Source organism: Nocardia sp. NPDC050408, assembly GCF_044458905.1.
In the GTDB taxonomy this organism is placed as follows: Bacteria; Actinomycetota; Actinomycetes; order Mycobacteriales; family Mycobacteriaceae; genus Nocardia.
This window is the reverse complement of sequence record NZ_JBITIL010000029.1, coordinates 1-22,900: the sequence shown is the minus strand read 5'-3', so window position 1 is coordinate 22,900 and position 22,900 is coordinate 1. Positions and strand designations below refer to the sequence as shown.

At 65.2% G+C, this 22,900-nt stretch carries 18 protein-coding genes; 1 reads left to right on the top strand and 17 read right to left on the bottom strand.

Annotated elements, in window-relative coordinates:
• Positions 1–44 precede the first annotated feature (44 nt).
• From ACIBJI_RS39495 to ACIBJI_RS39420, 16 genes are all read right to left on the bottom strand, one after another.
• Complete coding sequence (locus ACIBJI_RS39495; RefSeq protein WP_364357189.1) at positions 45–791, bottom strand: hypothetical protein; 747 nt, start codon at positions 789–791, stop codon at positions 45–47.
• Positions 788–1,822 carry a discoidin domain-containing protein gene (locus ACIBJI_RS39490; protein ID WP_364357192.1) on the bottom strand — a complete coding sequence of 345 codons (1,035 nt, stop codon included), beginning with the start codon at positions 1,820–1,822 and terminating at the stop codon, positions 788–790. The genes ACIBJI_RS39495 and ACIBJI_RS39490 overlap by 4 nt, the downstream gene beginning before the upstream one ends.
• Before the next feature lie 71 nt (positions 1,823–1,893).
• A complete protein-coding gene (locus ACIBJI_RS39485; protein WP_364357195.1) occupies positions 1,894–2,235 on the bottom strand; it encodes a helix-turn-helix transcriptional regulator in 342 nt (113 codons plus the stop codon).
• Between the two features lie 11 nt (positions 2,236–2,246).
• Positions 2,247–3,980: a type VII secretion protein EccE gene (gene eccE, locus ACIBJI_RS39480; protein ID WP_364357198.1), complete on the bottom strand. Its 1,734-nt coding sequence runs from the start codon at positions 3,978–3,980 to the stop codon at positions 2,247–2,249.
• Positions 3,977–5,335, bottom strand: a complete 1,359-nt coding sequence (gene mycP / locus ACIBJI_RS39475) for a type VII secretion-associated serine protease mycosin (protein WP_364357201.1) — start codon at positions 5,333–5,335, stop codon at positions 3,977–3,979. The genes eccE and mycP overlap by 4 nt, the downstream gene beginning before the upstream one ends.
• Positions 5,335–6,870, bottom strand: coding sequence for a type VII secretion integral membrane protein EccD (gene eccD, locus ACIBJI_RS39470; RefSeq protein WP_397088144.1), 1,536 nt, complete (start codon positions 6,868–6,870; stop codon positions 5,335–5,337). The genes mycP and eccD overlap by 1 nt, the downstream gene beginning before the upstream one ends.
• Positions 6,867–8,252, bottom strand: coding sequence for an AAA family ATPase (locus tag ACIBJI_RS39465; RefSeq protein WP_397088142.1), 1,386 nt, complete (start codon positions 8,250–8,252; stop codon positions 6,867–6,869). Before ACIBJI_RS39465 ends, eccD begins: the two co-directional genes overlap by 4 nt.
• 245 nt (positions 8,253–8,497) lie before the next feature.
• A complete protein-coding gene (locus ACIBJI_RS39460) occupies positions 8,498–9,328 on the bottom strand; it encodes an ESX secretion-associated protein EspG (protein WP_396958027.1) in 831 nt (276 codons plus the stop codon).
• Between the two features lie 83 nt (positions 9,329–9,411).
• A complete protein-coding gene (locus tag ACIBJI_RS39455; RefSeq protein WP_364357213.1) occupies positions 9,412–9,714 on the bottom strand; it encodes a hypothetical protein in 303 nt (100 codons plus the stop codon).
• A gap of 45 nt (positions 9,715–9,759) precedes the next feature.
• A complete protein-coding gene (locus tag ACIBJI_RS39450) occupies positions 9,760–10,104 on the bottom strand; it encodes a hypothetical protein (RefSeq protein WP_364357216.1) in 345 nt (114 codons plus the stop codon).
• A 43-nt stretch (positions 10,105–10,147) separates the two neighbouring features.
• The gene (locus ACIBJI_RS39445; RefSeq protein ID WP_364357219.1) at positions 10,148–11,506 is read right to left on the bottom strand and encodes a PPE domain-containing protein; all 1,359 of its coding nucleotides are present in this window, start codon (positions 11,504–11,506) and stop codon (positions 10,148–10,150) included.
• A gap of 31 nt (positions 11,507–11,537) precedes the next feature.
• The gene (locus ACIBJI_RS39440) at positions 11,538–11,855 is read right to left on the bottom strand and encodes a hypothetical protein (RefSeq protein WP_364357222.1); all 318 of its coding nucleotides are present in this window, start codon (positions 11,853–11,855) and stop codon (positions 11,538–11,540) included.
• A 106-nt stretch (positions 11,856–11,961) separates the two neighbouring features.
• Positions 11,962–15,972: a type VII secretion protein EccCa gene (gene eccCa / locus ACIBJI_RS39435; RefSeq protein WP_364357225.1), complete on the bottom strand. Its 4,011-nt coding sequence runs from the start codon at positions 15,970–15,972 to the stop codon at positions 11,962–11,964.
• Entirely contained in the window at positions 15,969–17,519 is a 1,551-nt protein-coding gene (gene eccB, locus ACIBJI_RS39430; protein ID WP_364357228.1) for a type VII secretion protein EccB, read from the bottom strand. The genes eccCa and eccB overlap by 4 nt, the downstream gene beginning before the upstream one ends.
• Before the next feature lie 4 nt (positions 17,520–17,523).
• A complete protein-coding gene (eccA, locus tag ACIBJI_RS39425; RefSeq protein WP_364357231.1) occupies positions 17,524–19,278 on the bottom strand; it encodes a type VII secretion AAA-ATPase EccA in 1,755 nt (584 codons plus the stop codon).
• 528 nt (positions 19,279–19,806) lie between these two features.
• Complete coding sequence (locus tag ACIBJI_RS39420) at positions 19,807–20,613, bottom strand: C40 family peptidase (RefSeq protein WP_397088138.1); 807 nt, start codon at positions 20,611–20,613, stop codon at positions 19,807–19,809.
• Between the two features lie 382 nt (positions 20,614–20,995).
• Between ACIBJI_RS39420 and ACIBJI_RS39415 the strand changes: the two genes are divergently transcribed.
• Entirely contained in the window at positions 20,996–22,204 is a 1,209-nt protein-coding gene (locus tag ACIBJI_RS39415; RefSeq protein WP_397088136.1) for a hypothetical protein, read from the top strand.
• A 178-nt stretch (positions 22,205–22,382) separates the two neighbouring features.
• On the opposite strand, the gene ACIBJI_RS39410 is transcribed toward ACIBJI_RS39415, so the two are convergent.
• Positions 22,383–22,900: hypothetical protein (locus ACIBJI_RS39410; protein WP_397088134.1), on the bottom strand; the 518-nt coding region annotated here is incomplete at its 5' end.

Below are 22,900 nucleotides of genomic sequence, written 5' to 3'. Positions count from 1 at the left end.
AATCGGTACTGGTCAAGGGCATAGATCAACTCGGGCCCGGCGGCTCACCTTGCGAGGCCCGATCGCGATAAGAAGGTCTGCGCGCCAGCGCGGCCGGTGAACGAGCCTGTTTCGATGCGCACCCCGGCCGCGATATTGGCGTACCACACCGTTGCCGACGGTCCGATCGCCACGAAGACCGGTCCATCGGCGATCACCGTGCCACCCGCGGCCCGCCAGCGGGAGATGTTGGCGGGCAAGCGATCCGGCGAATCCCGCGTCACCGACAGGGACAGTTCCCGACCGCCGGTGATACCGCCCGCGAGTAGCGGATTATCGGACCGTATGACGCATTGCTCTGCCGAAGTATCGATTTGCTGACAGGACGCGGCCGCACGTACCGCTTCCGGCAGAGCCGCAGAGGCACCGACGGAGGCACCGAGATCGGGCAGCGACGGAACCAGCGGCCCCGAACACGAGTGCACGATCGCGAAGACGAAGCCGAGTACCGTCGCCACAATTCCGCCGATAGCGGCGCGCCATTGCCAGTGCTGCGGATACCGCTGGGCGAACTTTTCCACACCGGTCGCGACGGATTCGGCACCCGCGACCACGTTTTCCGCACCCGCGACCACGTTCTCCGCACCCGCGACCGCCTTTTCGGTGTCGCCGACGACGGTCTCCCCCGCCCTCGCAGCCGCCCCGGTTGCGGCCGCGAGGCGATGCAACGGCGCGCCGCAATGTGCGCACCGGGATTCCGTGCCCGCGTTCGGGTGCGAGCAGTACTGGCAGACCCGTTCGACGAAGGTCAATGTCCCGTTATCACGATCGACGAGATGGCAACGGTATTGATCGTCTGTTCGCCCTTCGATTGCAGGACCGTGAGAGTTATTTTCGAGGCACTCACCGGCGGCTCCATCTTCGTGACCACCAAGGTTCGCTGATCCAACGTCTGCTGGGTATAGGTGGTCTTGTTCGAATCGTCGAACTGGTACGAAACCCGGCTGACCGTACGGTATTTCGCCCACTGGTCCGAACCGTCGGTACCGACGCTGTCCCAGCCGGGGACGATGCCGATCGAATCGACTTGATAACTCTTGCCGAGATCGATGGTCAGCACCTGACCGTCGACCTTGAAGGCACGCACGCACGACCAAGCCTTGCCCTGCTGTCCGCTGAAGGCGTCCATACCCGGCGTACTACCCGACGGGCAGTGCGACTGAGCGGCTTTCACCTGCAGCGGTCCCCCACTGGTCGGGACCGCGGACTGCTCGGGCTTCGACGACGGCGCCGCGGTCGGGGTGACGACCGCGAGCTGCTGCGGTCGTTTCGTCTCGTCTTTGCCGCCGGTCGTCATCAGCGCGAGCACCAGCAGTACTGCCATGACGGCGCAGACGGCCAGGGCTACCTTCGGATTCTTCAGGTGCGTGACGACCTTGGTGACCCGCTCGGAGAACTCCGGCTGCTTTGCCGACGATCCCCGGGTCTCGGCGCCAGCTGAAGCGGACTCCGCCGGTGCCGTCCGGCTGGCGGCCTCGGAGAAATCCGACGAAAAGTCCAGTGCCGGTGCGGAATCCGATGTCTGGCCGTTCAGCAGCGCGATGATCCGTTCGCTGGCCTTGGGGCCGTCGGCGGATCGGCGGCCGGCCGCCTCGGGTGGCAAGCCGCCGATCGCATGCGCCAGATCATCCAGGGCCTCGGTCGGTTCACCGGTCAACGGCCCACTGAGTTCCGGCGTATCGATCCCCGCACCGGTTTCGCTGAACGACGGATCGGACAGCAGTGCGTCCAATACCGCGGTTCGATGGCGGAGAATCACATCCCCAGAGTCCTCGGCGGGCATAATCCGGATCGTATCCAGGCCGGACGGCGCACTCGGGGAAGACTATTCCCGCTGGGGGGAACAGCCGCTCGTCAGCGCTGCTTTTCCTCGGTGACGAAATACTCTGGGGGAACGTCGAATACCCGGGCCAGCGCGATGATCAGATCGAGCCGCGGAATCGCGTCACCGTGGATCAGTCGATACAGGCCGGATTGGGAAACCGGGACATCCGGATACGCCAATTCCAAATGCTGCGCCAACGAGTACAGCGTCAAACCGCGCGTCGACCCGTCTTCGGTCGAAACCACCGATTCCGCGATCAATTCCGATAGTCGACTGGAGAAGATCGAAGCCGCGGCTTGCCTCGGGGTGAGCGCGTCCTCGCCATCCTGGGTGGGAATCTGGCCGCTATCCGACTGGGGGTCCGCTACCACACCGACAAACATTACCGTCTCGATTCGTCCGTTCTCGCCTCACCCGGTTGCGGAACCGTTGCCGGCTGCGCGGGCAGGTTTCCGTTGTCGTTGCGCGCGGGCGGGCCGATCGAGGCGTCGTAGTACCTGGTCTCGCCGCGTGGCTCGATCAGATCGACTCGGACCGTGCGCATCGGAATGCTGACGTCGACCGCGGTGGCACTGACCTGATTGATCGCCAGATCCACCGACCGGCGCCGCGGGGTGCCCGGCTCACTGATGGTGACGGTCGTATGCGCCGCGGATACCTGCGGGGGCACCTGGTCGAAGACCGCGATGGTCGCGGGCGGCGTGGCCGAATCCGCATCCGGATTCACTTCCCGGCTTTCGGTGGCCAGGCGCAACGAATTGGGATCGCCGACCGCGGATACCAGCTGCGACCACCGATCCGGGCGGGCCGAATGGACCTCGACATCGGCACCGACGACCATCGCGCGCAGCACGATCTGTTGTGCCACCGCCAGATTCGCGTGCACATCGATGGTGCGCCTGCGCGGGTTGTAGCGCGCCGGATCGAACAGTGGCAGCGCCAGGGTATGTCGCGGCTGTCCGCTGATCGCGCCGAGAATCTGGCCGTTGGGACCGATGGTGACGGCGAGATCGAGTAGATCGTCCGGCGTGATATCGACGCCGGTTTCGTCGACCGCCAGATCGTGCACCGACGTGCCGGTCGGCAGTGTCGCCAGTAGAGCCGTCGACTGTCGGCCGCCGAGCGGACGCAGGAATCCGGGCGGTTCGCTGGTCGGCGCTGGCCCAACACAGCGGACGAGACCGCGTGAGCCGAGCGCACCCCCGGCCAGACTCACTACAACGGTGGTCCGGCCCCGGTTCCAGGACCAGCAGTCGTCGAGTCCGGCATCGTCGAGCTGGGTCCAGTCGATCAGGAAACTGGTCACCAGCCGCCCCGGTGCCGAGGATTCCAGATGGCCCCATTTCTCGCGCAGGTCGGACAGTTCGACACCGGCGTGTAGCAGCCGAGTAGCGTCGCGCAGTGCGTCCGCGGGCAGCGCGTGGGCGGCGATACCGCGTTCGCGCAGCCGGCCCGCGATTCGGTGCGCCGCGGAAGCAAGTGCCTTTGGCGCCGATACCGCGACCGGCCCACGGCGCGACAGCGCCGACAGGTTGCGTTCCTGGTCGAGGCGCACCACCAACCAGGTCACTCGGCTGCCCACCACCGGATGAGATCCGATGAGCTGGTCGTAGAGCATGCTGTAGCTGCTGGCCGGACGGACGCGCTGACCGGTGGTCACGATATCGATATCGACGGTGATGCCGAACTGATCGCGCAGCGGCAGCAGTGCACCGACCGGCACCACATCCTCGGTGTAGAGGCTCTTCTCGGAAATGACGGTCGGCAGATCCAGATTCGGTGCCAGCTGGATCATCGCGACCAGCGTCGAGCCCGCCTCGTGCACACCGCAGACCCCGGCGGCCACCTCGACATCGCGCAGCGCCAGCCGTTCGGCACGCTCACGTGCCCTGGCCTCGAGGCCGGACCGATACGCACCCCAGTCCAGCAGCCAGCGCGCCGTGGTACGGCCGTTGACCCGCACAATCACCGTCACCAGCAATGCGGTCACCACCGCGGGGCCGACCCACAACGGGACCCGGGCCCACAACCCGACCAGCACGAAACTACTGGCGATCACCACCACGGCAACCGGTCCGCGTTCGAGACCGCCGACTCGAATGCTCGGAAAGCTCACCGACGTCTCCCGATCACCTTGTTCGCATAACTCGCGCCGAGACCGAATATCACGGCCGCCGCGATGATGATCGTAGCCACGACCGCGGGTCGACGGTCTCGCGCACGCGGCGGCTCCGGCATGACCAGAGTCGATGATCGGAACAGCCCGGCCGGCGGCTTGGGCGGTGTGCGAAAGCTCAGCGCCGCAAGGGGATCGATCACACCCGCGCCCACGGCATTATCGATACCGCGGGCCGGAGCATGTGCGCTCGCCTGCAGCCGCGCGCTGATCTCCCCTGGGGTCTCATTCGGAAAACGTGATCGCAGCAGCGTGGCAGCACCACTGACATACGCCGCGGCGAAGGATGCGCCGCCCACCGGTACCAGCTTGTCGGGCGAGCCGACGCCGTTGATCAGCCCGCCACCGCCCGGCCCGAGCGATTCGATGCCGGTGCCCGGCGCGGCCACCGAAACCCATGGCCCGGACAGCGAATCCGCCATCGGCGCACCGGTGGCCGTCGTGAAGCCGACCGTCAGCACGTCGGGTGCGAACCAACCGGGTACCGAAATGGTCTTCACCTGTTTCCAGTTCCGGGAATCGAGCGGTTTGGCCGGATCGATCGCCGGATTCTGCTCGCAGCCAGAGCTACCGGTATTGCCGGCACCGGCCACGATGAGCGCACCGCGAATGTGCACCGCGTATCCGATGGCCGCCGACAGGATCGACTGATCGACCTTGGCATCCACTGGAACACAGACCGGCAATGCCACGGTAATGACGCCGGCCCCGAGATTCGCCGCATGTGTTATGGCGCGGGCAAGGGTCCGGATCTCAAGTGAAAGCTGTTGATTCGCATCACTATTGGCGCTGTTCTCGGGACTGAACGCACCCGATCGGACCCGGATGGAAATCAGCTGGGCATCGGGCGCCACCCCGACGAAACCGTCGCTCGTACTCGCCGAGGCGCCGATGATTCCGGCGATCAACGTCCCGTGCGCGTCGCAGTCCGACAGCCCGTCACCGCCGGTCGCGACATAGTCGCCGCCGCCGGTCAGATTCGGCAGCCGCGCACCGGGCGATATACCGGTATCGATCACGGCGACGGTGACACCACCTCCGCGACTCAACGCCCGCGCGCGCGGCAGATCGAGCGCTCGTTCCGGTGGCGGCGCCTGGGTCAGATCGCTGTCGGGCAGCACGCCCGCGGCCAAGCAGCCCTTGTCCTGTTTGGTCGGTGCTTCCGGTCCTGGCGGACCATCCGCAGGCGGTGTACCTACCACCACCTGCGGCGGTTCCAGCGCACTCGCGGGCGCGGCGCCAATGGCCAGCGCCACCGCGGCCAACCCGACGGCCGCGGCCTTGCCGATCCGCATCAGATCGCTCGCATCGCCGTGTAGATGCCCATGATCCAGAACGCGATGACGGGAACGATGAGGATCAGCGCGTATTCGATGAGGTCGATGACCCGGCGGGTGACCGGCGAGAGCCGACGTCCCGGCAACCGGGTCGCGGCGACGCAGCCGGCGATACCGGCGAGCGCGACCACCAACGCTACCGCCAGGCGCGCGAACGCCGTGTCATAGGCTCCGACCAGCACGAATGCGACGCCGACCACCGTGATAGCGGCCGCCGTGAGCAGGGAGATGGCCTGCACCAGGTCCGGATACCAGCGCGCCCGCATGGCCAGCAGACCGGCAACGGCCGCTGCCATGACGATTTCCCGGATACCGCCCGGACTGGCCGCGGCCGACAGCACGACCGACACCGACAGCAGCACCGATACCGCCGCGATCAATCCGCGCAGACTCGTCACCGCGAGCCGCGCGCGACCCTCGATACCGTGGCCGAGTTGTTCGCGGCGCAGTTCGGCATCATCCTGTTCCGGCTCCGCATCCCTGGCGGCCTCGGCGTCGAAGATGTCCGTCAGGCTCGTGGGGGCCACATCGGTGCCCGGATCCGGCAGGTCGGGCGGACGGATTCGCGCGGCCACCACGGCCAACCTCGGGGCCGAGGTAAGCAGCACCAGTCCGACGAATACGGCGCCACCGGTGACCTGCCGCACCGAAATATCGAGATAGGTCACCGGCAGCACCATTGCGGTAACCACGACGCCGAGCACTGTCACCGCCATCAAGGTGGCGATGCCGAGCCGGGTCAAGCGCAGCATGGTCGCTGCGGCAATGGCGGCCACCACCGACCCCGCCGCCACATTCGCAGCGGCGAAGCCGCCCGGCTCGTCATAGGCCGGTGGCACCAGCATCGCGCCACCGGCGAACAGCAGCGGAAGGGCGGCCAGGGCCAGGCCGAGGCAGACCCGCGGTGCGGCCCGACGCCGACCCGAGACCAGCGCGGCACCCCAGCAGATCGCCCCGAGCAACAGGGCGGGCAGCCCGCACCACAGGATCGAACCGCTCTCGGTCCACGACCACGACAGCAGACCCGCCATGGTGGCCGAGCCGACGCCGAGCGCACTCAGGCCGACGATCGCCGCGGTCTCGACGTTGAATTCGGCGAATTCGCGCTCATTGATCATGGCGAGCGCATCGGTGATGTCCTCGACGACCGGTGTGAACACCTCCGCCGATTCGACCACCGAAAGCATGAGCACGGTGCCGTCGACGACATCGTGGTCGGCGAGGCTGCGCCAGCGCGGCATCGGCGGTTCACCGGGACGGCCCAGACTCCATTGCCCGCTGGGCGGTGTGAAGTCGAGGTTGTCGTCACCGATCGCGCGCACCAACACGCCGAGCAGGTCATCGATGAAGGTTTCGATCGTGAACTTGGTCGGCACGACCACGTCGACCTGATAGGAGGCGACCAGGACCGCGATCCGGGCCCGAGCGACCTCCGCGGAAGGCGGCGGCGCCGCCGGCGACGGCGGGGGCGCGGGCGCTATGGCAGTGCTCATCGCCACTCTCCGCGGTCCTGAGACGGACGCTGGGCCTGGTAGCCGTCGAAACCGTCGGCCAGTGTCGCGGCCAGTTCCTCGAAGGCGAGCAAAGTTTCGGAATCGAGTAGCCGCAGATCGACCGGCCCACCCTCGGCCAAATGCTCATCGTAGGGCACCACAAACGTCGGCCGCTGCGCGGTCGCGAACAGCTTCTCGATCTGGTCGACCTCGACGGTCGGCTTGGTCGGGTGGTGGTGCATGATCGCGACGATCGACTTGGCGATCAGATGCTGCATGCCGTGCGAGTTCAGCCAGTTGAGGGTGGCGACCGCACCCTTGACACCGCCGACGGTGGCCGGGGTGGCCACCACGACCGCGTCGCTGGTCTGCAGCACGGTGCTCGTCGCCGAATCCAGCACACCCGTACCACAATCCACCAGCACCAGGTTGTAGTGCCTGCGCAGGATCTCGACCGCCATCGAGTACTCCCGGCCCGAAAGCGCCTCGGTGGCCTCGGTATTCCACGGCGACGCGATGACCGCGAGATCGGCGTCATTGATCGAGGTGAACGAATGCACTGCGGAAAATGCCTCGAGATTCGATGAGCGCACCAGATCACGCAGGGTCAGGCCGTACGGATGCGGGCTCGTGCGGGTGGGCAGATCGCCGAAGTCCGGATTGGCATCGACGGCTACTACCCGGTCGGGGCGCAGATGCGCGAAGGTGGAACCGAGGGTCGCCGCGAGAGTCGTCCGGCCGACACCGCCTTTCACACTGATCACCGCGATTTGATAGGGGGCGGTGAGCTGTCGGCGAATCCGACCGCGCCGGTCTTGTTTGCGTTGTTCGGCCGGTGACAGGCCCAGATTGAAGCCGACCTTGTTCAGCGCACCGCGCATTCCGCTGGTGGACTTCAACTGCGCACGCCGAGCGGCCGCGATATCGGAGAGCAGATCCGCCGATGTCAGCGCGGGCAGGACCTCAACACGCTCGGACGGATCATGGGACGCGTGTTGGATGCGGTCCGGCAACCACGACGCGGGTTGCTCCGCGGCTCTCGGAGGTTCCGGGTTCGCGGCGGATTGCCATGGTGCGCCAGCGGTTTGGGCCGAGGTCTGGGTGGATTGCCATGCCGTCCCGGATGTTTCGGCCGTCGCAGCCTGGGACGGATACGCTGGCGGCGGAGTCGCGGCGGTAGGCGGTTCGACGGTGGCCTGCGGCGTGGCAGTAGGCGCAGGCCTCTGCACCGACGGCGGGCCGACGACAGGCGCGGCAGCGGTATTCGGCTGCGGCGGTTGCGCGCCGGATACGGGAGCGCCGACACCTTCCGGCGCGGCGGTCTGGCTCGGCGGTTGCGGTGGGGCCCCGATCACGGGCTCACCACCATCGAAATGCGGCACGGGCGGAACCGTACCGCCCGGAGCACGATCCGCCCCGGCAGAAGGTCCAGTTGTGGCCGATGCACCGGCCGCGCTCGAAGCCGCGGGAGCCGATCCGTCCGCAGCCGGGGGACCGCTCTGTTCGGGAACGGGTGAGAAGAAGGCATCGTATCCGCCTCGAGCCCGGACGGACTCGGTCGAATGACCGTTCATACTCGGTGCTCGGTTCACTTCGCTCATCCTCTCGAAAACACTGGCGGCACAATTCAGTCGGCGCGGCTGGTTTCGAACCAGCTGCGGCTGGGTAAAAGATCGACCAGTGCCCCTACGCCCGCATGCAATGCCGCGTCGTCGCCGGGTGCGTATGTCGACCACAGCTGCCCGTCCATCGCAACGCTCGGAGTCACAATGATCCGCCCCGAAGGGGCGTCCAGCACGCTCACACAGAATCCGGGCTGCGCCTCACGGCCGTCGTGGTGCTCGATCACCACCACCTCGGCCCGCCTTACCACCTCATCCATTACTCGGCTCAGCACTCCGGCGGTATGCGGTTCGGCACCGAGTTCCACCAGGGCGCGCCGCCGTTCGTCCTGGTCGTCGGGCACCTCCCCGAATTGTTCGGCGGTCGCGGTCACCGGCTCGAACCGCACGGCAGGCATCGGACCGAGCGCGGCGCCGATCGCTGCGGTCAGCGTGCCGAGCTGGCGATCCGGCTGGAATACCGACTGGATGACCACATGGTCGTCGGAGCGCACCGCGAGCACATGCGTCTCGCCCGCGCGCACCAGCGACAACCGCAGCATTGCCTGCGATTCGTCATCCCAGCCGGCATCCAGGATCCGGGCAACCAATTCCACATCCGGCCGGTAAAGACACCGCAGCCAATGCTCGACGACCGGGTTGACCACGCCGTCCTCGAGCACGCCCACCTCGGTGAGCTGTTCGACGACAACGGCGTCTACCCGGTCCCGGTCCTCGGGCCGATAGATATTCGGCAGCAGCGCCAATACCGGTGGATAGGAGTCGATGCCGACCAGCCGCTGAAGCAGCAGGGCGGCATCGACATTCAGGTCGATTGCGATTGGATCGTCTTCCACACCTTCACCGAATGTCGAGTAATCGGAAACAGCCCGGCCGCGCCGCGAAACATGCAACGGTACGGAAAGGGACGGCGCGATCGTTACGCCCTGCCGCCTGCGAACCTATTGCCCGCCAGGTGATCGGTGTGGTTGATCTCGAGGGCGGCCGCCTCGACAGCGTTGTTCAACTTCTGGACCTGCGTGTCGTAGGCACTCAGGTCGTTGTTGTAGCTGGTCATCGTGCCGTGGTACGCATCGCCCATGGCGCCCTGCAGCACGGCCTCCAACCCCTTCTGGAGCCCACGCAATCGCTCGGTGTTCGTCATCATCGCGGTGACGAGCGCCTTGACATCGCCAACGGCGGTTGCCGCGGCGCCGTGATTGAGGTGAATAGGTTTAGTCATCGAACTAGTCCTTCCTAATTTCGAGTACGGCGGTTACCTGAAACCTCACTGAAAATTCAAGTTGAGGTTCTGCGTGGAGTTGACCCCATCGCCACCGATATGTGCCAAAACCTTTTGAGCTTCGGACATATCACTATCATCGAAACTGACGCCGTTTATTTTCATTATATCGATGATATGCTGCAAATCCTTGGCAAGATTCTTTCCCTGCTGGAATGCATCACCCATCGCCTGTTGGACCGCATCACCGGTATTACCCTTGATCGCGCTGTGCAACTCGATCGCGGCGCCCTGCATCCTTCCGAGATGCGTTTCGAGCTCACCCATACCGATGGTTGTGTTATTCGCGGTGGTCTGGACCAGGGCCGGATCGACATCCGTAATGGCCATTGTTATTCCTCTCCATCATTTGGATATTCGGCCTCGGTGTGCTTCACCGGGGACGTTCTGCCGAGGCGAGTACGGCTTCGTCTTCGACTCGCTCGATGACGCCGACTGCCAGGACCGGTTCGAGCACGGGCTCGTCGCGTCCACTGCCGTCCGCGTACTCGATAACGCCGATGACCGGAGCTTTTTCGAGTACCGGCACTTCCTGAGGTTCGCCGGGTACGAATACCTTCGACGGCCTCTTCTCGTCGTCGCGGCGACGCCGCATCCGAGACTTGGGCGCGACCGCACCACGCGGCGGCCCGTTGCGCGGCCCCATCGGACCTGATCCCGTCTGGGCAGGCGTAGCACCGAAGACCCGACTCGCACCCAGATTCCAGTTGGAAGGCATCCGGAATCCAGTCGAAGCGCCCGGCATTGATCCGACGCCGCCGCGCAACATATTGAGCGCGACGAGGCTGCCGACCCCGCCGTTCAATCCCGCCAGTGTCGTCGAATACTGCGATGTGCCGACGAGTTCCATCTGGTCCGCCGAACCGTAGTCGAGGCCGTTCGCGCCCGAATCACCGCTCAGCGCACCGGGATCCGCCTGCGGCGCCAGCTGTTCGGGATCGGTGGGTGTTGCCGAGTTCGTCGGATCCGTCGGTGTGGGATCGGTCGGCGAATCATTGCCGCCCGAGCCGCCGTTATCGGATCCACCGGTCTCGTTGTCACCACCGCCGGTGTCGTTCGGACCTCCGGTGTCCGACGGGGTATGGGTCGTCGTCGTCGTTTCGGTCGTTCCGGTAGTGGTGTGGTCGGTCCCGTCGTAGGTCGTCGGGTTGTCGTAGGTGGTGTAGTCCATTTGCATGCCCGGATCACCGCCGGTCACGATGGGGGGCGCCTCGATCGGCGGCGGAAGCGCCGCGAGCGTGGGAAGCAACGCTCCGGCATAGCTGACCATCACACCCGTAGCAGCCGCCTTGATCGCGAAATACTCCATCTCCTGGGCGATCAGCAATGGACCGGTCGGCGCCCCCATGGCGGTCGTGGCCACCAAGGCGGCCTCCTTCAACCGGAACTCGGCCAGCCACGCGGCTACCCCCGCCATGGCGGTCTCCGCGCCGGAGTAGATACTTGCCACCTGGTCGGCCAACAGGCCGGTTTGCTCGGCCACAGTGGCCTGCTCGCGCAACCACATCGCATGGTTGCGAAATGCCAGCTGCGCCTTCTCCGCCGACAGCCCTTGCCACGATCCGCTCATTTGGGTCATCGAGCCCTCGGTAGCCGCAGCAGCAGCGTGCAACTGCATGGCCATGGCCTGATAGCCCGCCGACGTCAGCAGCGTTCCCGTGATCCCGGGACCGCCGAGTAGTCGGGCAATTATTTCCTCGGGTGTTTGCGCGATGAAAAAAGGCACGAGCATATCATCATGCTTTCGCTCGGGCTATCCTCGATTACTTGCCGACCATCACGGTGTTACTGATGACCTCGACGCCGCCACCCACATCCGTAACCGCGTACGAGACACCCACTTCGGGTAGTGCCTCCGCACCGTTCACCCCGTGTACGACTCCGTTTGCGGTGCAAGGGATTACAAGCTCTGCCTGCCGACCGAATGCGGTGGGAATGCATGCGCTCACATCGTCCAATCCCGGCGGAAACGGGACTGCCACCGTCGCGACCGAACCGAGCATCTGCATCAGATCGGCGGCACTGACACCGAGCTGCGAGGCGATAACCGGGAGATAGTCCGGAACAACATCCAGGTTCATGGAAGTCTCCTAACGAGAGGTGCCGACTCTTCGCGAGTCGATACACCAAGAACGCTAAGGCATTCCCAACTCTGGGAATGCGCACGGAAAAGTCCTTGACCAGGGATCATTCCGGCTGCGGAGTCCAGGCGGCCTGCACGAGATCCTTGCGGGAGTGCAACGGCTCGACGAAGATCCCACGCCCGACGGGCTGCTTGCTCGGCTTTACATCACCGATGAGCATGCCGTCCAACTTTGAACCATCCATGATCAGTCCGGAGCTGTTGAGATTCTTGAGCTGCCCGAGCACGTTGTCGTAAAGCGCCATGTCGGCCTGGGCGATATTGCGCGCCACGATGAGATGGAAACCGGTATCGCGGCCGTCGACGATGAGGTCGCGCAGCGCGTCCAACGGGTTGATCGAACCGCGTGGCGCCACCATGTGGTAATCGTCGACGACCACAAAGATCTCCGGTCCGTTCCACCATGAGCGGTCCCGCAACTGCTGCGGGGTGACTCCATCAGGTGGACGGCGTTCGCGCATCTTCGCGGCGAAGGCAGGCAGCCCGTCCTTCAGATCGCGCTCGCTGGTCAGATACCCGACAAGCTGTTCATCCGGAATTGTCTCCATGTGCTGGCGGCGGTAGTCCACCAGGAGTACCCGGGCCTGGTCCTTGGTGAATTGCGTCCGAATCGACTCCAGCATCGCCGCAAGCACCGTCGATTTGCCACAGCCCGACGAGCCCAGCACGACCATATGTGTCGAGACACCGAAATCGATGGCGGCCGGTCGCAGATCGGATTCCCGCACACCGAACGGCACAATCAGTCGCTGTGCCAGAGTGGTCGGATCCGGCCGATTCGCACGGATCTCGGCCAGGGTGATCCGATCTGGCAGCAGCTTGACCTCGGGTGCCCGGCGTCCTTGGTATCGACGGGTGAGCTCTTCGATCGCGCCCGCGATACCAGCGGGCGCCGACTCGGCATCCCCGACACCGTCGATGCGCGGCAGCGCGGTGAGCATATGCAGCCCATCGTTGGAGAGGCAGCGTCCTGGACGATCCGCCGGAATCGCCGTCACCACGCTGCGGTGTTGTGAAAAGACGGTGTCGGTGAGGTCACCCAGGCGCATTTCCAGACGCGTCTGCAGCAGATCCTTGATGTTCGGGCGGATGGCGGCCCAGCGCGAACTGCTGACCACCAGGTGCACGCCATAGTTCAGACCCTGCAGCGCGATCGACTCCATGACCGGTACATATTCGTCGTAGTACGGGCCGTTGACCGAAAAACCGATATCCCATCCATCGATGACGAAGAAGACATCGCCATGTTCGTCACCGTGGGCCGTGAGCTCCGACGACTCCCGCGGCACCCCGCGGCGACGCCGGAACTCGCGCATCGACTCGATACCGAGTTCGGAGAACAGCGCCTGCCGACTCGCGAGAAGATTGGTGATCAGGGCGAAGGTGCGCCGGATCCGGTCACCGTCGCGCGCGGAGGCGACGGATCCGATGTGCGGAACATTGCGCAATGGAGTCAGACCACCGGAGAAATCGAGACAGTAGAACTGCACCTGTTCCGGAGTGTGGGTTAGCGCGGCCGACATCACGAAGGTCTGCAGTGCGGTCGACTTGCCCGACTGCGGACCACCGACGACGGCAATATGCCCGCCTGCGCCGGATAGATCCACCGTCCACACGTCCTGACGTTGCTGACGCGGCTTGTCAATGATCGCCAGCGCCATCTGCAGTGCGCCGGGAGTGACCGTTCGGACCAGCCGATCCAGGGTGGGTGGGACGCCGAGCGGCGGCAGCCACATCTTGTGCGCCGGACGACCATGACCGGCCAACTGCTGCAGCACGGTCTCCATCAGCGTGACCGGTTCGCCGTCGGGATCCGCCTCGGGCGCGATCGGGTCGGGTGCGACAACCGGCTCCGACCGGACATTGATGATCTGGGTGGCGGTGAACCGCTGTGGCGGCCGGTATCCGCCGCCGATTCGACGCGCGCGCTGCGCGCTGGCCGTGGCGGCCTGGGCAGGTGCGGTGTAGCTGGAACCCACGTAGGCGGCCTGGAATCGCTGCAGATCACCCGAACCGACCCGCAGATAACCCGAGCCCGGCTTCTTCGGCAAATGGTAGGCATCGGCGGTGCCGATGGCATCGCGGGAATCAGCGGTCTGGTTGGTGCGCAGCGCAATTCGATACGAGAGATGTGCCTCGAGCTCACCCATACGGTTCGCGGGCACCTTCTGCGAGGCGAGCAACAAGTGGATGCGCAGCGAGCGGCCGAGTCGACCGATGGCCACGAACAGCTTGGAGAAATTCGGATGCTGTTCGAGAAGTTCGGCGAATTCGTCCAGGATGATGAGCAGGGTCGGTAGCGGCGGTAGTTGTGCGCCCTGTTCGCGGGCCCGTTCGTAATCGGCGACGCTGGCGAAGTTGCCCGCATCGCGCAGAATCCGCTGCCGCCGGGCCATTTCGCCATTGATCACGTCTTCCATACGGGTGACGAGATCGGCTTCCTCTTCCATATTGGTGACCACGGCGGTGACGTGGTGCAGCCGGTCGAAGCCGAGGAAGGTCGCACCACCCTTGAAGTCGACCAACAGCATGTTCAGCACATCCGGCGAATGCGTCGCGACTGCCGAAAGCACCAGTGTGCGAAGGAATTCCGACTTTCCGGAGCCGGTGGCGCCGATGCACATGCCGTGCGGGCCCATGCCCTCCTCGGCCGATTCCTTGATATCGAGGAAGACGAGTTGACTGGTCGGATCGTGGCCGAACGGAATATTGAGCCGCGCCCGATCGCTGTCACGCCTGCGCGGCCAGTGCAATTCGACCGAAATATTGCCCGGATCCAGAATGCCGACCATATCCTCCCAGGAGGTACCGCCGCTGGCCTGTTCGGCGGCCACTGCCTCCACCACGGTCGACAGGCGGTGTGGAGAAAGGTTGCGCGCCAACGCGGTTGCCGCGGGTACCGACATGGCATCGGACGTCCCGACCCGGCGCGGACCACGCGCGGTAACCTCGTGCAGGTCCCGGTTCTCGCTCACCATGAATTTCAGCGCCCGCGGCAGCGTCTGTTCGGCCGCGCCGAGCCGCAGCCAGGTGCAGCCGTCGACACCGGAGATATCGCGCTCATTGGCCGCCCCGCCCACATCCACGATCAAGATGTAGTGCGTGCGGTCGAGTGTGGGTTGTGAGTTGGCGGAGAACGGACCGCGATTCAGACCGGCGAGAACCTTTGTGCGCAATTCCGATATGGACCGGTACACCATCCGGCTCGATCCGATGGCGTCGGTCTCACTGGGATGCTGTGTGTGCGGCAACCACTTCAGCCAGGACCACTCCGGTCCGTCCGGGTCCGACAGCACCGCCGCAATCGCCACCTGGTCGGGTCCGTGCAAAACCGCGATCTCGGCGATCATCGCGCGCACCAGCGCCGCCACCGCACCCTCGTCACCGTCGAATCCGACCTGTGGCGCCGACAGCAGGTTGATCGCGACCGGCATACCGCCGACGGTCGAATAGGCCTTGGCGAACCGGGTGACCTCGACAACGCCCACCGGATCCAGATCCGCGGTGGGCGCCGCCTCCGGCACGATCACGCGCACCTGGTTGGCGATCCGGCCCCGCCCCACCCGTACCCGCAGGAACTGCGGACTCGCGACCTGCACCTCCCACATCCGGGTGCCGCCGACCAATCGGGAGATCTCCGCGGGGCCGGGATGGGTGTAGCGCAGGAAGGTGAAGAGCTCCGATTCCGCGGCATGGACGGTCTTGCGGTTATCGGCGATCGAGCGCAGATAGTCCTTGCGCTCCTCATTGAGCGAGGCCGCGTTGCCGCCGCCACCGCCCGCCATCGATCCGCCCATCATGCCGAACATCGATACCAGCATCATGACCGGGAACATCATCATCATCGGTGACATCTGCCCGCCATTGCGGAACATCATCACCATCATTCCGCCCATACCCGCGACCATCACCACGGGCATGATCATTTTGATTCGGGACGGCGGCACCGGTTTGGGCAGTTCGGTGGGTGGCTGCAAGCGCAGCTCGGTTACGGCGGGCGCCTTGGGACCGCGGACGGCGCGCGCCGGGCGCACGAAGCGACGCGTGGTCGTCATGATGTACCGCCCGTTCTCAGGCCGGTGGCCGATTTGTCGGTGGGAATCCCGTCGTGCTGAACGCGGGCATCCTTCTGCGACAGCACCGGACCGACGGCGAACAGTGAGACGATGCTCCACGGCGCGGGCACCGGGCTGCGCAGACCCAGTGCGGACAAGGTCTGGCTACCGGTGTCGCCGGGATCGATGCCGTAGCGCACCCCGCTGTCGGAGATCCAATACAGCGATTCACGCAGAGGTGAGGCGGGATCGGCCCCGGTGACCTGCACGAAACGGCCGCTGCTACCGGGCAGATAGGCCGAATCCGCAGTGGCGCCACCCGAACTCGGCGCGGTCACCAGATCGACGACGCGAACCTGTTCCTCGGTCGTCAATGGCAGCTGCCGACCGACGAGCAACTCGGTACGGGCATTCGGATCACCGTTGTCACGTGACCAGTGGTAGCAACTCACCCCGAAACGGGTGGCATCTACGATCTTGACCGGGCGAGCCGGATAATCGGCCGTGCCCGGCCAAGCTCCCGGTCGCATATTGGCCGTGATGATATCCGGCCCGACAGCCGTGGTCGCGGGCATACCGTGTGAGTCGGCATTGCGGATGATTGCCGCCAATACCGCGCTGACCTGGACCAAGCCCGATTGGGACACCAGGTAGTACGAGGCGCCGCGATCCGGCGTGGACATGCTCAACACCGAGCCGATCGTGACCGACAGTCCGGAACTCAATGTGGTCGAACCGCCCGCGCCCGGGACATCCGGTACCCGTACCGGCGGCACTTCCGGCGTCGCATCGATGAGTCCGCTGGACGCGTTGGGCACCGATGCGGTCGGGTCGATGCCGAGTGCCAATGTGACCGCGGAGTCGGCGAGGCTGATCGCCGCGCGGACCACACCCTTCTCGCCGTCGTTGTACAGCAACCAGGTGTCGTTGCCGTTGCGCACCAACCGGGCCTCATCGGCACCGAGCGGGCGGATGGCGTCACCGTCGACGGTGAGCGAGCCACCGATCGCGGTCGTGCGGACCGCGGAGGAGGCCGTGGTGGGCAGTCCGGTCGACTGATTCACCGGCGCGGCCGAACCGATGTAGGCGGTATCGCAGATGGCCCACGACGAATCCCGAGTACCGCTGTCGACGATGGTGCCCGGCGCCCCGGGGATGCCGACCCACGGTCCGCGCGGATACTTCGCCAGTACATCGCGGGAGACCGGCACCGGATTCTCGGCTGTACCCGCGATCAGCCGCGCCGAAGTCAAATTCAGCGCCGGATACAACCGGTTGTTGAGGCGCACGAACAATGCGCCACTGTCCTTCTCCGAGACGATATTCGAGTTGCCGACCTGTTTGGCCGGCTTGAAAAATGCCAGCACGGCCGAACCCGCCACCACCACACAGGCGAGCGCGATGCCGATCGACAGGGCGGTGGACCGCCCGCGCTGCGGGTCGTCGACCATCGAGGCATCGCGGCGCACCAGGGCATGTTCGATACGGCGCAGGAGAAATCGCCAGCCGGATATCTGGTGTTTGGTCACCACCCGGAAACGCGCCACCGGCTCAGCCCGTCGGCGCCAAACCTGCCAGCGCGGCCGTAATGTCGAACGCGTCGATGGTCATCAATTCCTCATTGCTCATCGCCGCGACATCCACATTCTCCTTGGTGAAGCGATAGTCGCGCTCGGCCTCCGCGGCCTCGACGACATTGCGGATGAAGCGACCGTTACCGGCCAGATCGATCAACCTGCGGCCGTTCTTCGTTTGTCCGGCCAGCTGCTCGCAGCGATCCCGCAGGATCTCCCGCGCCGATTCAGACAGCAGCGAATCCTTTTTGCGCGCAATATGATCGGCGATCTGCGTCAGTTCGTCGGCGCCGTAGCTGGAGAACCGGATGCGCTTGGTGAAGCGCGAGGCGAGACCGTCGTTGGACGCCAGGAACCGGTCGATCTGGTCCTCGTATCCGGCGATGACCACGACCAGCTTGTCGCGATCGTTCTCCATCCGCGCCAGCAGCGTATCGACGGCTTCCTTGCCGAACGCGTCGCCGCCGGAGAGGCCCTCCTGAATCAGTGTGTAGGCCTCATCGATGAACAGCACGCCACCGAGCGCCGAATCGATCAGCGCATTGGTCTTGGGTGCGGTGTGGCCGAGATGGGTGCCGACCATATCGTTGCGCGATACCTCGACGACCTCGGGATTCTCCACCACTCCCAGGCCCGCGAAGATTTTCGCGATAACTCTGGCGATGGTGGTCTTACCGGTGCCGGGCGGACCGGAGAAGATCAGATGCTGCGACTTGGATTCCACGGCCAGACCGCGCTTGGCCCGCACCTGATCCATCAGCACACCCGACTTCAGCCGGTCGACCTGCTCCTTGACCGAATCCATACCGATCTGCGACTGCAGCAGCTCCGAGGCTTCCGCGAGCAGTGTCTCGCGCTCCTCGCGCGCGGCCGATGCCGCGGCCTCGGCCGGATCCGCGCCGGTCTTCGGATCCCATTTGTCGGTGCGCGAGGCGAGCAGGTCCGGCGTGGTGATCTCGAGCCGATACGACTTGTCCTTGACTGCGCGCTGCCACTCTTCCCGCTCGGTCCACAGGCCGGATCCCTGCAGCCCCTTGAGGATTCGGTCGGCGTTCTCGTGATCGCCGTTATGCCGATACAGCATGCCCAACAGGAAGTGCGCATCCGCCCAGATGTAGGACAGATTGCCCGAGGCGGCATCCTCGGCGATGCGCTGCGCGCGCGGCATCGCCTCGCCCATCCGACCCAGATGGGCCAGCGATTGGGCGGTCATCAGTTCGGCCGCGATATCCAGCAATCCGTCCTCGAGCACGGGCTTCGCACTGCGCGCACCGAGCACGTCCAGCCACTGCTTGGTTCGGAAGAACAGTGACATGCGGACGAAATCGGCCACATCGTCGCTGGGCACCTGATCGAGAATCGCCGCGGCCTCTTGCCATTCACCGCCCTCGGCGTACGAACACGCCTGCGCGATCGCGATCTGGTCGCGATCGGCCATCGCGACGCGCAGTCCGTACATGCCGATCTCGACCTGGCACCACAGCGAGCGGTCGACCAGACCCGCGCGCTGCTGGTCGCGATAGAGATTGTGCACGGACCGGTAGGCACCGTAGATCACCTCTGAGGTGACTTCACCGGCCATGGCGCAGCCGAGCCACGCATCGCACATATCCGGATCAAGATCGGTGGCGGCTCGGAACGCTGCCACCGCATGCTGTTCGTTTCGCACTCCCCCGGCGAGCAATCCCAAAGATTGAACACCTGTGTAGAACGCGTCCTCGGCCGCTGACACCTGGACTTCCCTTCCGCCACTCTCGCCTGCGGGAACGATAGACATTCCGAGGCGGCCGCCGTTGCCACCCAATTCCCAACACTGGGAAGCCCCGGTGGGCAGCGAAAACGCACACCCCCAAGTAAAGAGCCGTTACAAATAGCGCCGTCATTCAACGGTAACATTCACCTGGGCGCTTCCCAATCCCACTCCTTCAGGTGGCCATGACAGCGGTCGGCCCGGCTCTTTCCCCAGATGCCGACCGCTACCCCTGCGAAGATCAAGAATCGACCGACCGGTCGCAGCTCACTTAACGGCACACTATTGATCGCACCGCTATTTAGCGGTAGAGTTCACAGTGGGCTGGCGGTCCTCATCCTGACAGCCCACAACCTCGAGCGGCGGCCTGGAGTCGCAACCCGGCAACAGGCCGCCGTGCGGAACGGATTCCCCACATCCGTGGCGAGTCGCCGAACCCCCCATCCCCGACGGCTCCCCTGGCGGCCGATGGCATTCAGCAGCCATCGGCCGCTGTGCTGTGTCCAGACTTCAGATCACTCGCACAACAACGGCGTCATTGGACATGCGCGACCATTTGACCGTCGAACCCGAGTACGGCGCCTCGATCACCAGACCGTTGCCTGCGGCGAGTTGGACATGCTCGGGCCCCCGCGCGCTGAAGGAGCTCGCCGGGAAAACCAGGTCGCCGGGCTGGACGTCGTGCGGGGAAATTCGAACACCGGAGTAGATCTGATCATAAGTGGTGCGGGGCAATACGACTCGACCGTCGGTGGCCTGTGCGACGGCATACTGGGTGAGTCCGGAACAGTCGAAGCCGCCGCCGCTCGGACCACCCGCACCGCCGCCACCCCAGATGTACGGCGTGCCCAGCCAGGCACTGGCCGCGCTGACCGCCTTACTGCCGGTGGTTCCGTCCGACGGCACGGGACGCCCGGCGATCGCTTGCAATCGTGAGGTCGCACGGCCCGCCGTCCGCGCCGTGGTGCGCGCTCGGCTCCGGCGACGGCGACGGCTCCCACCACCTGTTACGCGGCCCCGCGTGACCTGCGGTACGGCTGGCGGCATGATCTGAGCCGCCTGGTGCCGCGCCGCCGAGACATCGGCGTCGACCTGCTTGGTAACTTTGGTGATGGTGTTCTGGGCGGCATCGAGCAGCGCCGGACCGCTGAAGCGGGTATCGCCGACTGTCGCGATCGCCTGCAGACGAGTCTGCAGATCGGCGATCTGATTGTTCACCATGTTGCGGCCGACCATGGTTCCGTCACCGGACGAGGCGACCGCCCGGTTCACGAGATTGTCCTTGCCAGCGTGGGATTCGGCGACAGAATGATGCATACCTCGCATGTCGCCGTAGCCGACCATCAATGAACCGCGATGGCCGTCGTCTGTGCGGGCCGCAACCGACGATACGGTGGTCGCGATCGTACTCGGACTCGGTTGGCCCGAACCGTAAAGTCCGAGTAAAGAGTTCAAGACCCCGTTGAGGTCGAGTGTGAGTTGCGGCGTCATCGGACCGACCCGCCATCGCTCATCATCGACCGCCTTCCGAATCGACGCAGCTGTCATGTCGCCGACGAAATGTAGAAGCTTCTCGAACTACGAAGTCGCACACGACTATGCGGCAATCGCGCCGAGAAACGGAAACGATCCCACTTCCCAGTTGCGGGAAGGCTGGACAATGGTGGACGTCGGGTGGCGGGAAAGGATCTGATTGCGTATGGCGGACGGGAGCACGGAAATCGACCCTGGCGTATTGGGTCAGCTTGCGACCCAGCACCACCAGGTCGCGACCGGTACAGTCGCCTGGGCGAGTGCGCCCAGCGCCACCGCCGATCACACCACCGGTGCCGACAAGAAGCTGCCACCCGATCCGCAAGGCCCGCCGCCCGGAGGCCAGAACTCACCCGACGGCAAGAATCCGCCCGGCGACAAAAACCCGCCGCCGGATAAGGACAAGCGGCCCGATCCCCGCGACAAGCCGCCCACCACGGCGAAGCACTATGGGCCGCCTATCGAACTGGATCCCCCGCCGGGCGCCTCAGCGGCGCTGAAATCATTTGTCGCCATGGCCGAGGCCGCAATTCAGTCCGCAGTGGATCTACTCGGTCGTGGTGTTCCGGAACCGCCGCCCGAGGTCGGTGATCTGCTGCGGACAGTGGTGTACAAAGCGCTCGGCAAGGGCGAAGCCACCGTCGCCTACCAGCAGGCCATGGATGCCGTGCGTGCCCGGCAGACCTCACTGCTCCAGTACGACAATGAGGTCGCCAAAACCGCGATCGAAGTCGTCGCCAAAAAGGATGAGACGCTCGCGGCCATCATGGAAATCGTGCACACCCTGCAGACCGACCTCAAGGTGCCGATCACTGGTAAGCATAAGGCCGAGCAGGAAATGAAGCTCATGGAGAAGATCGCCACCGCGGTCGAACAGGTGTACCGGAAGGTCGAGGCGGTCTACCAGAACAACCAGAACATGGCCGGAAAGGGTGGCGCCGACGGCTCCGGTAGTGGCAGTTCGGACAAAGGCTCCTCCGGTAACGGCTCCTCCGGCAACAATTCGTCGGGCGGTAGTGGTGGCTCCGGTGGCGGCGACGGCGGACTCGGGCAGATTTTCCAGACGCTCGCGATGTTGGTCCCGGTGGGAGTCATGGCCGCGACACCCGTGGTCACGGCGCTGATGGAGAACGATAAAGAGCGCAGGGAAAAAGAGGAAGAAAAAGCCAAGGCCGAGCAGGCGGCGCAGGGCGCCACCGCGCCTGGGGCACAGGGCGCCACCGCCGCGGCGACAGTACCTGCCGACCCCAACGCGGCGGCCACGGCCGCGCCAGCAGTCACCACACCTGCGACGCAGGCACCCGCCGCGCCCGTTCCATCCGTGACGAGCGATCCGAGTGCGCCCCCGGCTGTCACCCCCGCAGCCCAGGCCTGACGGCTTAGTCCAGGCATGTGCTGAGCCCCTCAGCCCTGGATGTGCGGCTGCACGCCCGCGCCGACCGGTTTATTACCCGGAATATGTTCCGGGCAGCGGGCATTCGCTATCACATCTGGATTGAAGAACTCCGGAATCTCGCGGCGGAGTAGAGCCTTCCCGCCGCGAGATCGGGTTCTCAGGTCGCGGTCGTGGCAGCTGTAACCGGCGGCGTAGACGACGGTGCCGTCGCCGCGGCGGTCACCGGCGGAAGCGCGGCCTGTTGGGTGGCATTGCCGATGCCATCGAGTCCAGAGGGATGCTTGAATGTCACGAAGCCGCCGAAGCTGGAATCCGGTGGAAACGCGGTGTTCAGCGGTATCGCGCCGCCGCCCACAATGGCGAAGAGTTTATTTTCACCATCGACATAAACCAGCGCGCTCCGGTGCTCGAATTGCACCACGTCCCCGGTTTTTACCTGACTCTCGCTGATGTTCGTCCAGGTGTCGGTTTGCTGCCCCCCCGTGCCCGTATGCATTTCCTGCCCTGACGTGCCCGTATATGCGGCCTGCGCGTCGGCGACGTTCGGTTCGTTGATCGCATGGTTGAAGGCTTGGGCGATCGGCCCCGCCGGCAGCTTCACATCTCCGAGGCCGGGGATTTTCGCATCGACCATCGCGTTCGGATTCGCTGATACCGGTGTGCCCGTAGCGGCGG